The sequence below is a fragment of the Asanoa ferruginea genome (assembly GCF_003387075.1).
Taxonomy (GTDB): domain Bacteria; phylum Actinomycetota; class Actinomycetes; order Mycobacteriales; family Micromonosporaceae; genus Asanoa; species Asanoa ferruginea.
In genome coordinates this window covers 4,784,739-4,799,036 of record NZ_QUMQ01000001.1, presented here as the reverse complement: position 1 = coordinate 4,799,036, position 14,298 = coordinate 4,784,739, and the positions used below count along the sequence as shown (strand labels likewise).

Sequence of the window (14,298 nt, the reverse complement as noted above, 5' to 3'; positions counted from 1 at the left end):
GCAATTAAGTCCGATTTTGAATGCACGTAGCGTGACGATCGATCACCGGCTGTGTGCGGCCGTTCTGCCCCGTCTCCGGGGCCGCCAAACCCCCACTGGAGTACCCGTACGACTACTCTGCGTATAGAAATTGCGCCCTTGGCGGAGGGAAGGCCGGCCTAACGTCAGGCGCCGGTGGAATGCAGGAAGATGGACACGTGGTTGCCCATACCGGGAACCCACCACAACTCAGGGAGGTAGGACCGCGGTGCTCGATCCGCACGCGCTCTACGAGCTAGCCGGCGACCTGCCCGACATGGGCCAGCCGGTGCTGATCCAGACGCTGTCCGGCTTCGTCGACGCCGGCAACGCCACCCGGCTCGCCCGCGAACATCTCCTGGCCTCGACCGAAAGCCAGGTCGTCGCCACCTTCGACATCGACCAGCTATTGGATTACCGGTCCCGGCGCCCACCAATGGTGTTCATGGAAGACCATTGGGAGGAATACGCGGATCCGACGCTGGAGCTACACCTGCTCCGCGACGACGCCGGCACTCCTTATCTCATGTTGGGTGGCCACGAGCCCGACCTGCATTGGGAACGGTTCACCAGGGCCGTGATGAGCCTGATCGACCAGTTCCGGGTCAGCGTGACCATCGGCCTCAACTCGATCCCGATGGCCGTTCCGCACACCCGCCCGGCCGGGGTCACCGCCCACGCCACCCGGCGCGACCTGATCAGCGGCTACGAGCCCTGGCTCCAGCGGGTGCAGGTGCCCGGCAGCGCGGGCCACCTGCTCGAGTTCCGGCTCGGCCAGGCCGGCAAAGACGCGATCGGCTTCGCCGCACACGTGCCGCACTACGTCTCCCAGGCCGAATACCCGGCGGCCGCCGAGGTGCTGCTCTCCTCCGTCTCCCGCACCACCGGCCTCCTGCTGCCCACCGAGGGCCTGCGCACGGCCGCCGAGGCGGTCCGCACCGACATCGACCGCCAGGTGGAGGAGACAAACGACGCGGCCGGGGTGGTCCGGGCGCTCGAGGAGCAATACGACGCCTTCACCCGCGGCCGGGCCGGCACCAACCTGCTCGGGCCGCAGACCGGCCCCCTGCCCACCGCCGACGAACTCGGCGCCGAGCTGGAGCGCTTCCTCGCGTCTCAGCCCCGCCCGGGCGACAACCCAGGAAACTGACGTATATGCGCCTCGCCACCTGGAACGTCAACTCGATCAAGGCCAGGGAGCCCCGGCTGCTGGCCTGGTTAGAGGAGAAGAAGCCCGACGTCGTCTGCCTCCAGGAGGTCAAGTCGACGACCGAGCAGTTCCCGACCGAGCAGATCGGTGAGCTGGGTTACACCGCGGCGACGCACGTCGACGGCCGGTGGAACGGGGTCGCGATCCTCTCCAAGGTCGGCGCCGACGACGTGGTGCGCGGGTTCGCCGGCGAGCCGGGCTTCCCGGAGCCGGAGACCCGGGCGATCTCCGCGACCTGCGGCGGCGTGCGCGTCTGGTCGATTTACGTGCCAAATGGGCGTACGCCGGAAGATCCGCACTATCAATACAAGCTCAACTGGCTGGCGGCGCTGCGCACGGCGGTGGCCGCCGACCTGGCCGCGCACGGTGATCTGGTGGTCTGCGGCGACTTCAACGTGGCGCCGACCGACGCCGACGTCTGGGACCCGGCGGTCTTCGTCAACTCCACCCACGTGACCCCGCCAGAGCGGGCGGCCCTGGCCGCACTGCTCGACACGGGGCTGCGTGACGTGGTGCCCACGCCGATGAAGGGACCGTTCCCCTTCACCTACTGGGACTACCGGGCCGGCATGTTCCACCAGAACAAGGGCATGCGGATCGATCTGGTGTACGCCACGCCGAAGCTCGCGGAAGGCGTCGGCGCCGCCGTGATCGACCGGGAGGCCCGAAAGGGCAAGGGCCCGTCCGACCACGCGCCGATCATCGTCGACTTCTAGCCGTCTTTCGCTTCTATGAGAGAAGCGAAGACGACGATGTTGTCGACGTAGCCGATGCTGCCGCCCTTGAACTCGCCGCCGCAGGTGATCAGGCGCAGCGCCGGGCGGCTGAAGTCGGCGTAGATCCGCTCGATCGGCTGGTCGGCCTTCTTGAACTTCTCCACCGAGTTGACCTCGAAGATGGCCACCGAGTCGTCGCGCCGGACGACCTCGACCCGGGCGCCCGGTTTCACCTTCGACAGGTCGTGGAAGATCGACGGGCCGGTGTGGGTGTCGGCGTGGCCGACCAGCACGGCTGGCCCGTATTGCCCGGGTGTAGGGCTCTTGTCATACCAACCGGCCTGGTTGTGCCGCGCCAGCGGAGGCACCGCGATCGAGCCGTCGTCGGCCATGCCCACGTCGTCGATCTTCGCGTCGACCTTGAGCGACGGGATCTTGATCTCCACCGGCCGGCTCGGGTCCATCACCGGAAACTGCCCGGGCGGAGCGACGTCGTCGGGGCCGAAGGCGCCCTTCTCCACCGCACCGGCGAACGTCGCGATCCCACCCACGGCGATCAGCACCGCGGCGAGCGGGCCGGCGAGCTTGCGCTTGGCCATCGCTCAGGCGGTCCGCCGGCGGCGCACCGTGAGCACCGCGAGCACCAGGCCGGCCGCCAGCGTGAGCATGCCGCCGCCGAGCACCAGGCTGCTGTTGTCGTCGCCGGCCGTGCTGCCGAACCCGGTCGCCGGGCCCCGGCTGGGCCGGTTGCCGGTGACCACGTTGAGGGTGGTCGAGGCGGTGCCGCTGAAGAGTCCCGGGCAGTCGAGGACCACCCGGTAGGACCGCGCCTTGGTGTCGGCCGGCACGGTGACGGCGCCGGTCAGGTAGCCGAACTGCGGCTTGACGGTGATCTCGCCGAACGCGGTCGACTCGACGATGGCCGGCTCGGTGTCTTGCGGCGGGTCGTCGTCGGCCGCGGTGCAACTCGCCCGCAGCCCGACGATGAAGCCGGCCTCGACCGTGCTGGGGTTGACCTCGACGAACCGGCCCTCGGGCACCGGAACGGCCGTTGGGGTCGGTGTGGGTGTTGGCGCCGCTAGTGCTGGCGCACCGGTTAAGACGACGATCCACGCGCTGATCGCGACTGCCGCTAAAGCCCGACGACCGGACATCGTGACCTCCCTGCCGCCCGTGCGTCGATTGTCGCATTTGGAGCGCCGAGGCGACACCTGCCAAAATCGCTCAGTGAGTGCTATCGCCCCTGAGGGCTCAGGTCCTCAGACGGCCTGCCGCTCGCGCGGCATCCCGTCTTCCGGTCAGCACATCCGGACCTTCCACAACCGTGGCGGCCGGATGGGTGACCGGCATCACGATGCGCTCGAAAGACTCTGGCCGGCCTACGGAATGTCGGTTTCCACCGAGCCGCTCGACGCCACCGCCGTTTTCGGCCGGTCCGCGCCGCTGGTGGTGGAGATCGGCTCCGGGATGGGCGACGCGACCGCGGCGATGGCGGCGGCCGACCCCGAGCGCGACTACCTGGCCGTCGAGGTGCACGTCCCGGGCATCGCCAACCTGCTCGGCCACATCGACGCCCGCGGGCTGCGCAACCTGCGGATCGTCCGCGGCGACGCGCTCGAGTTGGTGCGCGACATGCTCCCGCCCGACCGGCTGGCGGCGGTGCACGTGTTCTTCCCCGACCCCTGGCCCAAGCTCAAGCACCACAAGCGGCGGCTGATCCAGCCCGCCCATGTCGCGCTGCTGCGCTCCCGGCTGGTGCCCGGATCGGGCGTGCTGCACTGCGCGACCGACTGGGCCCCGTACGCTGCGTCGATGCTCTCCACCCTGTCGGCCGACCCCGAACTGGTGAACACCGTCGACGGTTTCGCGCCGCGGCCGCCGCACCGCGTCACGACGCATTTCGAACGGCGCGCCGCCCGGCAGGGGCGCGACGTCTTCGACCTGGTCTTCCAGCGGCGCGCCGCGTGACCCTCGCCGACCGGATTCCCGCGGAAGTCACGCCCGACGCCCTGTTCGAAGCGTTCGTCGCCTGGACCAGCGAGCAGGGGCTCACCCTCTACCCGCACCAGGAGGAGGCGCTGATCGAGCTCGTCTCCGACGCCAACGTCATCCTCAACACCCCGACCGGCTCCGGGAAGAGCCTGGTGGCGACCGGCGCGCACTTCGCGGCCCTGGCCTACGGGCGGCGCACCTTCTACTCCGCGCCGATCAAGGCGCTGGTCTCGGAGAAGTTCTTCGACCTGTGCCGGATCTTCGGTGCGCACAACGTCGGGATGCTGACCGGCGACGCGGCCGTCAACGAGGACGCGCCGATCATCTGCTGCACGGCCGAGATCCTGGCCAACATCGCGTTGCGCGACGGCTCCTATGCCGACGTCGGCCAGGTCGTGATGGACGAGTTCCACTTCTATGCCGAGCCCGACCGCGGCTGGGCCTGGCAGGTGCCGCTGATCGAGCTGCCGCACACCCAGTTCCTGCTGATGTCGGCGACCCTCGGCGACGTGTCGCGGTTCGAGACGGACCTGACCCGGCGCACCGGTCGGCCGACCGCGGTGGTCAAGTCGGTCGACCGTCCAGTGCCGCTGATGTTCACCTACGCGGTCACCCCGATGCACGAGACGTTGACCGAGTTGCTGGAGACCCGGCAGGCGCCGGTGTACGTCGTGCACTTCACGCAGGTCGCCGCGCTCGAGCGGGCCCAGGCGCTGATGTCGGTTAACGTCGCGACCCGGGCCGAGAAGGACCAGATCGCGGCGGCGATCGGCAACTTCCGCTTCGCGGCCGGCTTCGGCCGCACGCTGTCACGCCTGGTGCGGCACGGGATCGGCGTGCACCACGCCGGCATGCTGCCGCGCTATCGCCGCCTGGTCGAGACGCTCGCGCAGGCCGGCCTGCTCAAGGTGATCTGCGGCACCGACACGCTCGGGGTCGGCATCAACGTTCCGATCCGCACGGTCCTGTTCACCGGACTGTCCAAATACGACGGCACGAGGGTACGGCTGCTCAAGGCCCGCGAGTTCCACCAGATCGCCGGCCGGGCCGGTCGCGCCGGCTACGACACCGTCGGCACGGTGGTGGTGCAGGCGCCGGAGCACGTGATCGACAACGAGCGGGCGCTGGCGAAGGCCGGCGACGACCCGCGCAAGCGGCGCAAGGTGGTCAAGAAGAAGCCGCCGGAGGGCTCGGTCGGCTGGGGCCGCGCGACGTACGAGCGGCTGATCGAGGCCGAGCCCGAGCCGTTGCAGTCGTCGTTCCACGTCTCGCACGCCATGCTGCTCAACGTGATCGGCCGGCCCGGCGACCCGTTCAAGGCGATGCGCCACCTGCTGACCGACAACCACGAGGAGCCGGCCGCACAGCGCAAGCACATCAAGCGCGCGATCGCCATCTACCGCGCGCTGCTCGCCGGCGGCGTGGTGGAACGGATCGAGCCCGACGCGTCCGGCCGCACGGTGCGGCTCACCGTCGACCTACAGGCCGACTTCGCGCTCAACCAGCCGCTGTCCCCGTTCGCACTGGCCGCGATCGAGTTGCTCGACCGCGAGTCGCCGGAGTATTTCCTCGACGCGCTGTCGGTCATCGAGTCCACACTGGACGACCCACGCCAGGTGCTGTCGGCGCAGCGGTTCAAGGCGCGCGGCGAGGCCGTACAAGCGATGAAGTCCGAAGGTATTGAATATGAGGAGCGGATGGAGCTCCTCGAGGAAGTCACCCATCCCCGGCCCCTCGCCGATCTGCTGGATGACGCCTACGCGATGTATGCCCGCGGCCACCCCTGGGTGTCCGATTATGAGCTGGCGCCCAAGTCGGTGGTCCGCGACATGTACGAGCGGGCCATGACCTTCGGCGAATACGTGGCGTTCTACGGGCTGTCCCGGTCGGAAGGCCTGGTGCTGCGCTATCTGGCCGACGCCTACCACGCGCTGCGCCGGACCGTGCCCGAGGATTCGCGCACCGAGGAACTGTGGGACCTGATCGAGTGGCTCGGTGAATTGGTTCGCCAGGTCGACTCCAGCCTGCTCGACGAGTGGGAGCGGCTGCGCGACCCGCTGACGGTCGACGAGGAAGTGGCCGACATCGAGCGCCCACCGCCCGCGGTGACCCGCAACAAGCGGGCGTTCCGGGTGCTGGTCCGCAACGCGCTCTTCCGCCGGGTGGAACTCGCGGCGCTGCGCGACTGGGAGTCGTTGGGCGAGCTGGACGGCGCCGACGGTTTCACGGCTTCGGAGTGGGCCGCGGCCATGGAGCCCTACTACGACGAGTACGCCGACATCGGCGTCGGCCCCGACGCCCGCGGCCCGGCCCTGCTGTTGATCGAGGAGAAGGCCGACCGCTGGGAGGTCCGGCAGATCTTCGACGACCCCGAAGAAGATCATGACTGGGCCATCGAGGCCACTGTTGATCTAGCGGCCTCCGACAGCGCCGGGGTGGCCTCGGTGACCGTAACCAGGGTGGGCACAGCGGCGAGTTTCGATTAGAATGGGTGTACGAAAATCGCCGCTGACCAGCGGAGATCTTGGCTAGCTGGAGGGCCATGTGACCGCACCCGCCGTCCCTTACGCCACTCTTCTCGCGTTCGCCCGCTACGTCGACCGCACCGGCCCCGCGAAGGCCACCTTCGTCGGCGGCCTCCGCAAGCAGCGTGAGAGCCGGTCCGGCTTCAACCCACACGCCCAGCTCGTCAAGGCCCTCAAAAGCGACATCGCCTTCCACGGCGCCGGCCGCCACCTCCACGCGGTGGTCAACGAGGTCAAGCCGCGGTGGAAGCCGCTCTACGAGGCGCTGCTGCCGGGCGCCCTGACCTACCTGGGCACGCTGGACAAAGACGCAGAGCTGGCCCAGACCCGCGACGCGATAGCGATGCTGGGCGACCTACCCGTGAAGATCAACCCGCACTTCGGCCTGCGCTACCCCGACGGCCGGGCGGAGGCCGTCCGCCTCCACCTAGACGAGCAGCCACCCAGCCGCGAAACCGTGCTGGCCACCCTCCACCTGATGTCCCGCCACATGGACCAGGTCCTCCCCCACGCCGACCCAGTGCTAGTCGACCTCCGCCGCGGCGTCGTCCACCGGCCTGACCCGTCGGTGAAGCCTGAGCAGGTCGAGCAGTGGCTCGCCGGGGAGGCTGCCGCCTTCCGGGCCACCTGGTCCGTCGCCGCTTAGGTTTTCGACCGCCCACCCCGTTCCCCCTCCCCCGCCCCCTGGGGGTGGGGTGGGCCTTAGCTCTTCACGGGCTTCTTGCCCGCTGCCCCTCTCCCCCGGGGGGTGGGGTGGGTCGGGCTTCTCTGGATCCTTGGCCGCCGCCACCCTCCGGTGTGGGGGGTGGGCTGGGCTCACGGAGTCTTTGCCTCGGATCGCTGGCCGTCGGGTGCGGGCTTCGATCGGGCCGGCGCCTCTGCGGCGCGCCCTGCGACCGCCGCGACCGCACCGCCAGCCACCGCCACCGCCACCACGCCGCGGCCTCGCGCCGCCGCCACGACGCCGCGCCCCTGCGACCTCCGCCAGACACAACGCGGAGCCGCCGCCACCACGCCACGGCCTGCGACCCTCACCACCCGCCGCCCGACACAAACGGGCCACCGCCACGCTCTACGACCGAACCCACACGCAGCCCGACACAACCCGGCCGCAGCCACCAGGCCGGACCCTGCGACCGCCGCCGCACGCCGCCACCACGCCGCGCCCTCACCGCGCCGCCGCCACCACGCCGCACCCTTGCGACCGCCGCCGCCGCACCGCCAGCACGCCCCGCCCTCACCGCGCCGCCGCCACCACGCCGCACCCTTGCGACCGCCGCCGCCGCACCGCCAGCACGCCCCGCCCTCACCGCGCCGCCGCCACCACGCCGCACCCTTGCGACCGCCGCCGCACGCCGCCACCACGCCCCGCCCTCACCGCGCCGCCGCCGCCACCACGCCGCACCCTGCGACCGCCGCCCGACACAACCGGGCCGCCGCGACCATGCCGCCCGACACAACGGGGCCGCCGCCCCCACGCCGCGCCCCCGCCCGACACAACCCGGCCGCCACCACCACGCCGCGCCCTGCGACCGCAGCCACCACGCCGCCCGACACGACCGGGCCACCGCCACCACGCCGTGCCGTGCGCCCCACCGCGCCCGACCCACGCCGCGCCGGATCACCCTCGCTGGCCGGCTTTGGCGGGTGCAGCCCGCCGCCACCACGCCTCGCCGGCAGGCTGCCGCCGCTGCTCGGCGGCTTCGGCCGCGGCGCGGACGCTATGTCGCTTTCGTCTGGCCGGATCTGCTTCCGCACGCGGATTCGTTGAGATCTAGGAAAAAAGTGGTAGCTATGGCTACCGAATTTTTCCTAGATCTCCAATGGGCGGGCGAAATCAGGCCGTGATCAGGCTTTCGTAGCGGTTGCCCTCCGGCGTGTAGATGAGGACGAAGTCCTCGCCTGCGCCCAGCGCCACCTCGCGCATCCGCGTCAACGCGTCCACTTCGGTCGGGAGGGTCAGGCCGAGCGTTGCCGCGGCGCGGTCGCGTTGGGCTGCCAGGTCGGGGATGTCTTCCAGGTACTCCGCCGCGAGTTCGCGGCTTTCCTCTGCCGTGAACTCGTCGCAGTCGCGCCACCAGGGTGCTACCAGTAGGAGGCTCAGCAGCTCGGGCAAACCGATCGCTAGCAGGGCCGCGCCGCCCTCCGAGTCGGCGTAGAGGATTGGGCGTTCCTCGCCGCCCTCGCCGCAGAAGAAGTAGGTGCCGCCCGAGCCGTCGCCGGCGAAACCCTCCAGTGCGGCGCCCGACGACAGGTGGACTTCCTCGACGTGGTCGCCGCGGTCCAGATCGAAGTCTCCCGGCCAGTCCAGGAAGCGGGCGACGTCAGCCTGTTCGCGAATGGTCGCGATCAACGATTGCATGCGAGGCACCTTAGGCCGAACGCCGGTGCGGCGCCGAGGGTGGCGCGGATGAACACTGTGGAACGTGTTGTTCACGCAGGTCACGAACGGGTGACACCCCCAGCGCACGCATAGGGAAACACCCGATTCCTCGAACCGCCCCGCACCATAACGTCGACTTGTGCCCGCGGCGGCTCTCTGGGGTGGTCGGTCGCGCGGGTGCCTCGTCGACGACGGAGGAGAAATGCGGCGGTTGGTTACGTCTTTGCTGCTGGTGGGGGCCCTGTTGGCGCCAGCGGGGTGCAGTGGTGGCGGCGATGACGCGGGCGACAGCACGTCGGCCGCGGTTGCTGAGGGGGCGACGGCTGACGACGGGGGTGTCGGCGCGTCGACGGCTAAGCCGGCCTGTCCGTTCACGGCAGACCAGGTGTCGCAGCTGATCGGGCAGCCGATGAAAGACGAGGGCAACTGCCTGTTCGGCGACGGCAAAGGGGTGGCCAGCCTGACGGTCACGGTGTCGTCGGAGTTGGCCGGTGAGACGACCTACGACTACCAGCGCGACATGGCCAGCAAGTCGTTCCCGACCGTGAACGACATCGGCAAAGGCAAGAAGTCCTACCTGGCCATCAAGGACATCCAGGCCGAGGCCGCGCTGATCAGCGATAAGGGTGCCTACACGTTGATCATGAGCAGTTTCGGGTTCGACAGCGCGAAATACGACAAGACCATGCGTGCCCTCATCGACGTGATCCTGAGCTGAGGCGGCGATGAAACGACACCTGATCCTCCTGACTCTGGTCGCCGCCGTCGGCGCCGCCACACTGGCCGGCTGCGGTGGGGGCGACGCCGCCCCGGCTCCGGAACCGGCGGCGCCCGTCGAAGCGACCGCAGCCGCCGAGCCGACCGAAGCGGCCCCAACCATCGCGGCCCTGCCGGATGCGTGCGGCCTGTTGCCCCAGGCCGAAGCCGAGGCCATCGTCGGCACGCCGTTGGATCCGCCCCGAGCGATCCGCGACACCTGCACCTACACCGGGCCGGTCACCGGGCCGACGGCGCAGGTTGAGATCTACGTCGGTGACGGCGCGAAGAAGTTCCTCGACATCGACCGGGAGCTCGGCCACACGTTTGCCGAACTGTCCGGCATCGGCGATGAGGCACACCTCGAGGACGGCACCGTCTTCTTCGCCAAGGGCGGCGTGTGGGTCGGCATCCGGGTTGTCCGCCTCGTCGACGCCGCCACGCTGGCCAAGCCCCTGGAGAAGGCGGCGCGCGCGGCTGTGGGCCGGATGTGAACCGCCGGCGGGTGCTGGCCGCGCTGCTGGTCGGCTGCCTGCTCGCCGCCGCCGGATGTGGCAACGCCACAACGAGCGCCGGCGACGCAACAAAGGGGCCTTCCGCTGATGACGACCTGCGCTACGGGGCCGCGCCCACGCCCGACGACAGCGTAAAGCTGCAACCCGACGTGGTCGTGGTCGGCGGTGGCGGCCGGTCGATCCGGTCAGTCACGGCCGACGGGCTGTCGTGGCGGATCGACAAGAACGCCGCGCACGCCGACGATCTCGCGCCCGGCAAGGTCATGTTCATCACCGAGCGCGGCGTCGGCCGGGTGCTCGACATCGCGACGGCCGGTGACGACCTCCTGGTCACCATCGGGCCGGTCGACATCACCGAGGTGATCCGCGACGGCACGTTCGAACGGGCCAACGTGCCGCTCGGCGAGGCCGTCGTCTACCCGGCCGGCGAGCCGTTCTGGGCAGACGAGAAGCCGGCGACGCCGGGCAGCTACGGCCGCTCGGTGCCGCGGGGGCTACGCGGGCCGCTACCCACACTGGACCAACCCACCCAGCCGGGCGTCCAGCGCGGCGGAGACACGGCGACGCACGCACTCGGCTACACCGTCTACCCGACCTGCTGCACCAACGGCGCCGGGGCGCACTTCAGCTACGACGACGGCGGGGTGCGGCTCGTCGGCACCGTGACGCTGACGACGCGACGGCCCGACGCACGGTTCCACCTGGCGATCGGGGCCGGCAAGGTGAACCGGGCCGAGTTGACGATCAGCGGCGGCTTCGGGATCAAGGCCGAGTTCCAGGCCGGGATCCAGGACGGCAAGAACCACAAGAAGACCTTCCCGATCGCGGCCGACCTGTCGTTCCCGATCGGCGCCATCGCTGGCATCCCGCTCTCGTTCACGGTCAGCCAGACGCTCTCGGTGACCACCGCGTTCGGGGCCAAGGTCGGCACCATCAAGGGTGCGGGCGAGTTCTCGTTGGCGGGTTCGCTCGGCTTCGGGTACGCGGACGGCACGTTCGGCCCACACGTCACGACCGACTTCCAGCGCAAGTCGAGCCTGCTCAACTCGCTGTCCGGCGTACCCGTGGGAGTCATGGGTCTGGTCATCGAGCACGGCGTGCGGTTCACCGTCGGGATCAGCGCGTTCCTGTTCAAAGCCGGCGTCTACTTCGAACTGACGACGAAATACGGCGTGACGCTCGGTTCCGCCCTCGGCGCGGCCTTGGCCGAATGCCGGGGAACGGCGATCGGGGTCCACGCGGCCTTCGGGGTCGGCTACTCGATCCTGGATCCGGTCGTCAAGGTGATCAACTCGTTCCTCAGCCTGCTGAAGCCGTTCAAAGTGATCAACATCCCACCGATCAAGAACTCCGGTGGGATCCAGTCGACCAGCGAGATCTACAGCAACGAGGAGGTTATCCCCAAGGCATCCATCTGTGGACAGGCACCGACCTGACCTGTGACACCCGTGCCATCATCGCCGTGTGGATCGGGGCGTGGTGGGGCGGGATGCGATCCTCGCCGAGGCGCGCGAGACGCTGACCGCCGGCACGTCGGTGTTGCTCGAGGGCGATGCCGGGATCGGCAAGACGGCGGTCTGGCGGGCCCTCGTCGACGACGCCCGGCAGCGCGACTGGTTGGTGCTGACCTGCGCGCCCACCGAGACCGAAGCCGCGCTGCCGTTCGCCGCCCTCGCCGACCTGATCCGTCCGCTGCGCGACCTGGTGCCCGCCTTGCCCCCACCGCAACGGGCGGCGGCCGATGCCGTGTTGCTCGCCGACTATCCCGAGGAAGACGTCGACGAACGCGCGATCGGCGCGGCCACCCGGTCGCTGCTCGAACGCGCCGCGGCGGACACGCCGGCACCGATGCTCGTCGCGATGGACGACGCGCCCTGGCTCGACCAGCCCAGCGAGCGGGCGATCCGGTTCGCGCTGCGCCGCCTCGCACCGCGGCCGTTGGCGCTGGTCGCGTGCCGCACCGGCCGGGCCGCACCCACCACCGCCGCGCTCGACCTCGACGAGGCGCACCGGGTCGCGCTGGCACCACTCGGCGCGGGGCCGCTGCACCAGATCATCCGCGAGCGCCTGGGCCGCACGCTGAGCCGTTCGATGCTCGACCGGATCGCCCGCGATGCCGGCGGCAACCCGCTGGTGGCCATCGAGCTGGCCCGGGCGGTACTGAGGCTGCCGCAGCCGCCGGGTCCGGGTGACGACCTGCCGGTAGCGACCTCGATGCGCGACCTGGTGGCCGGCGCCACCCGGGCCCTGCCGGCGCCCAGCCGCGAGGCGGTGCGGCTCGCCGCGCTGCTCACCGTGCCCACCGTCGGCGACCTGGTGGCAGCCGGCGTCGCGGCCGGCGACCTCGACCCGGCCGAGGAGGCGGGGCTGCTCACGGTGCTCGGCGCCAACATCGCCTTCACCCACCCGGTGTACGCGAGTGCGGTGCGCGCCGGCGTTCCCGCGGCCACCCGGCGCCGGCTGCGCCGCATGCTGGCCGCCGCGGTGGCCGACCCCGACGAGCGCGCCCGGCAGCTCGCCCAATGCACCGAGGCACCAGACGCGCCGGTCGCCGCGGAGCTGGCCGCGGCCGCACAGCGGCAGCGGGCGCGGGGTGCCCCGGCCGTCGCCGCCGACCTCTACGAACGCGCGGCCGAGCTGGCACCGCCCGGCCCCGACGCCGACCGGTGGCGGCTGGCCGCCGTCCGCTGCCGGTTCGACTGCGGCGACTACGCGGCCGCAGGCACCGCCGCCGACGCCGCAGCCGCCCAGCTCACCGGCGACGCCCGTGCGGAGGCGTTGCTGCTGCGCGCGATGGTCGCGTGGGCCGCCGACGACCTGCGCGGCGCGCTCGACTCCGCCGACGCGAGCCTCGCCCTGGTCGACCCCGGCGGCGAGCTGGCCGGCCGGATCCACGCGCACCTCAGCATGTTTCAGGACACGCCGGAACGCGGCCGGGCGCACGCCCTCGCGGCGATCTCGTTGTTGTCGGAAGACGGTGCCGACCGGGCGCTGCTCTGCGCCGCGCTGCTCAACCTGTTCTTCCACGAGGTACGCGCCGGCATCGCCCGCACCGACCTGCTCGACCGGGCACTGCGACTGGAAGACGGCCGCCCGTCGTGGCTGTCGGGCACCGTACCCGCCATCTGGTGGAAGGGTGTCGACGACCACGACCGGGCCCGCGCCCGGCTGCACGAGCTGCTCGCCTACGCGGCCGGCCTCGGTGACGAGCCCTGGCAGCACGAGGTGCTCACCCACCTGGGCGAGAGCGAGCTGCTGGCCGGCCGGTTCACCGCCGCCGGCGGGCACATCGCCGCCGCCCGCGAGCTGGGCGAGATGCTCGGCACCGGGCTGACCGGCGAGACCTGGCTGGCCGGCACCCTCGACGCCTACCGGGGCGAACTCGACGCCGCCGAAGAGGTAGCCACGGCCGGGTTGGCCAAGGGACGAGCGAGCGGCGACCCCTGGTGTGTACGGATCCACCTCCAGCTCGCCGGCTTCACGCACCTGTCCCGCGGCCGGCCGGCCGACGCGGCCGCCGCCTACGGGGAGCTGGCGACCCTGCTCGGCACGCTCGGCGTCGTCGAGCCGGTGACCCAGCGGTTCGAGCCCGACTGGATCGAGGCCTGCGTCGGCGCCGGCGACCTCGACACCGCCCGCGAGGTGCTGGCCCGGCTCACCGCCCGGCACGAGCGGCTGCCCCGACCGTGGACCACGCTGGGGTTGGCCCGCAGCCGGGTGCTGCTGGACACCGCGACCGGGACCGACCCGCTGCCGGCCCTGGCCGCGCTCGAGCTGGCCCGGGCCCAGGTGCCGGCCGATGTGCTGCCGGTCGACCGGGCCCGCTGCCTCCTCGTCGCCGGGATGGCCCACCGCCGGGGCCGGCGCAAGCGGGAGGCCCGCACGGCGCTGGAGACGGCCGCGGCCGAGTTCACCGCGCTGGGCGCCGCCGCGTTCGCGGAACGGACGCGGGCCGAGTTGGCCCGCACGGTCGGCCGGACCATCTCGGCGACCGAGCTGACCCCGACCGAGTCGCGGGTGGCCCGGCTCGCGGCGGAAGGACAGACCAACCGGGCGATCGCTGACGCGCTGTTCATCAGCCCGAAGACGGTGGAGGCCAACCTGGCCCGCGCCTACCGCAAGCTCGGCATCACCAACCGCGCGCAACTCGCCGTCGCGATGACCCGGATGCCGGCCCGGTAAC

At 71.1% G+C, this 14,298-nt stretch carries 12 protein-coding genes; 9 read left to right on the top strand and 3 right to left on the bottom strand.

Annotation, left to right across the window (positions count from 1 at the left end):
* Positions 1 to 247 precede the first annotated feature (247 nt).
* Both DFJ67_RS22585 and DFJ67_RS22580 read left to right on the top strand, forming a co-directional pair.
* Positions 248 to 1,168: a proteasome assembly chaperone family protein gene (locus tag DFJ67_RS22585; protein WP_116069818.1), complete on the top strand. Its 921-nt coding sequence runs from the start codon at positions 248 to 250 to the stop codon at positions 1,166 to 1,168.
* Positions 1,169 to 1,173: 5 nt separating this feature from the next.
* Entirely contained in the window at positions 1,174 to 1,944 is a 771-nt protein-coding gene (locus tag DFJ67_RS22580; protein ID WP_116069817.1) for an exodeoxyribonuclease III, read from the top strand.
* On the opposite strand, the gene DFJ67_RS22575 is transcribed toward DFJ67_RS22580, so the two are convergent.
* Positions 1,941 to 2,543, bottom strand: coding sequence for a class F sortase (locus DFJ67_RS22575; protein WP_116069816.1), 603 nt, complete (start codon positions 2,541 to 2,543; stop codon positions 1,941 to 1,943). The genes DFJ67_RS22580 and DFJ67_RS22575 overlap by 4 nt on opposite strands.
* A 3-nt stretch (positions 2,544 to 2,546) precedes the next feature.
* Entirely contained in the window at positions 2,547 to 2,984 is a 438-nt protein-coding gene (locus DFJ67_RS22570) for a hypothetical protein (protein ID WP_244940437.1), read from the bottom strand.
* A 295-nt stretch (positions 2,985 to 3,279) separates the two neighbouring features.
* Between DFJ67_RS22570 and trmB the strand changes: the two genes are divergently transcribed.
* Genes trmB through DFJ67_RS22555 form a run of 3 tightly spaced genes read left to right on the top strand, consistent with a single transcriptional unit; the run spans position 3,280 to position 7,107 of the window.
* Entirely contained in the window at positions 3,280 to 3,912 is a 633-nt protein-coding gene (gene trmB / locus DFJ67_RS22565) for a tRNA (guanosine(46)-N7)-methyltransferase TrmB (protein WP_116069814.1), read from the top strand.
* The gene (locus DFJ67_RS22560; RefSeq protein WP_116069813.1) at positions 3,909 to 6,422 is read left to right on the top strand and encodes a DEAD/DEAH box helicase; all 2,514 of its coding nucleotides are present in this window, start codon (positions 3,909 to 3,911) and stop codon (positions 6,420 to 6,422) included. The genes trmB and DFJ67_RS22560 overlap by 4 nt, the downstream gene beginning before the upstream one ends.
* Before the next feature lie 58 nt (positions 6,423 to 6,480).
* Positions 6,481 to 7,107, top strand: a complete 627-nt coding sequence (locus DFJ67_RS22555) for a hypothetical protein (RefSeq protein ID WP_239097622.1) — start codon at positions 6,481 to 6,483, stop codon at positions 7,105 to 7,107.
* Positions 7,108 to 8,298: 1,191 nt separating this feature from the next.
* Here the strand turns inward: DFJ67_RS22555 and DFJ67_RS22550 are convergent.
* Complete coding sequence (locus tag DFJ67_RS22550; protein WP_116069811.1) at positions 8,299 to 8,823, bottom strand: hypothetical protein; 525 nt, start codon at positions 8,821 to 8,823, stop codon at positions 8,299 to 8,301.
* A 406-nt stretch (positions 8,824 to 9,229) separates the two neighbouring features.
* Here DFJ67_RS22550 and DFJ67_RS43920 point away from each other — a divergent pair, with 406 nt between their 5' ends.
* From DFJ67_RS43920 to DFJ67_RS22530, 4 genes are read left to right on the top strand one after another with little or no spacing between them, the layout of a single operon-like run.
* Positions 9,230 to 9,562 (top strand): hypothetical protein, encoded by a 333-nt coding sequence (locus DFJ67_RS43920; protein WP_239097638.1) that lies wholly within the window; start codon positions 9,230 to 9,232, stop codon positions 9,560 to 9,562.
* A gap of 7 nt (positions 9,563 to 9,569) precedes the next feature.
* Positions 9,570 to 10,094: a hypothetical protein gene (locus tag DFJ67_RS22540; RefSeq protein WP_116069809.1), complete on the top strand. Its 525-nt coding sequence runs from the start codon at positions 9,570 to 9,572 to the stop codon at positions 10,092 to 10,094.
* Positions 10,091 to 11,551 carry a hypothetical protein gene (locus DFJ67_RS22535; RefSeq protein ID WP_116069808.1) on the top strand — a complete coding sequence of 487 codons (1,461 nt, stop codon included), beginning with the start codon at positions 10,091 to 10,093 and terminating at the stop codon, positions 11,549 to 11,551. The genes DFJ67_RS22540 and DFJ67_RS22535 overlap by 4 nt, the downstream gene beginning before the upstream one ends.
* A 28-nt stretch (positions 11,552 to 11,579) precedes the next feature.
* On the top strand, positions 11,580 to 14,297 hold the full coding sequence (locus DFJ67_RS22530) for a helix-turn-helix transcriptional regulator (protein ID WP_116069807.1): 2,718 nt from the start codon (positions 11,580 to 11,582) through the stop codon (positions 14,295 to 14,297).
* The last annotated feature ends 1 nt before the right edge of the window (position 14,298 follow it).

Bases quoted from the DNA above. Each gene is read 5' to 3' on its own strand.
- DFJ67_RS22540 (WP_116069809.1), top strand. From the start codon at position 9,570: ATGAAACGACACCTGATCCTCCTGACTCTGGTCGCCGCCGTCGGCGCC.
- DFJ67_RS22575 (WP_116069816.1), bottom strand. From the start codon at position 2,543: ATGGCCAAGCGCAAGCTCGCCGGCCCGCTCGCCGCGGTGCTGATCGCC.
- trmB (WP_116069814.1), top strand. From the start codon at position 3,280: ATGGGTGACCGGCATCACGATGCGCTCGAAAGACTCTGGCCGGCCTAC.
- DFJ67_RS22580 (WP_116069817.1), top strand. From the start codon at position 1,174: ATGCGCCTCGCCACCTGGAACGTCAACTCGATCAAGGCCAGGGAGCCC.
- DFJ67_RS22550 (WP_116069811.1), bottom strand. From the start codon at position 8,823: ATGCAATCGTTGATCGCGACCATTCGCGAACAGGCTGACGTCGCCCGC.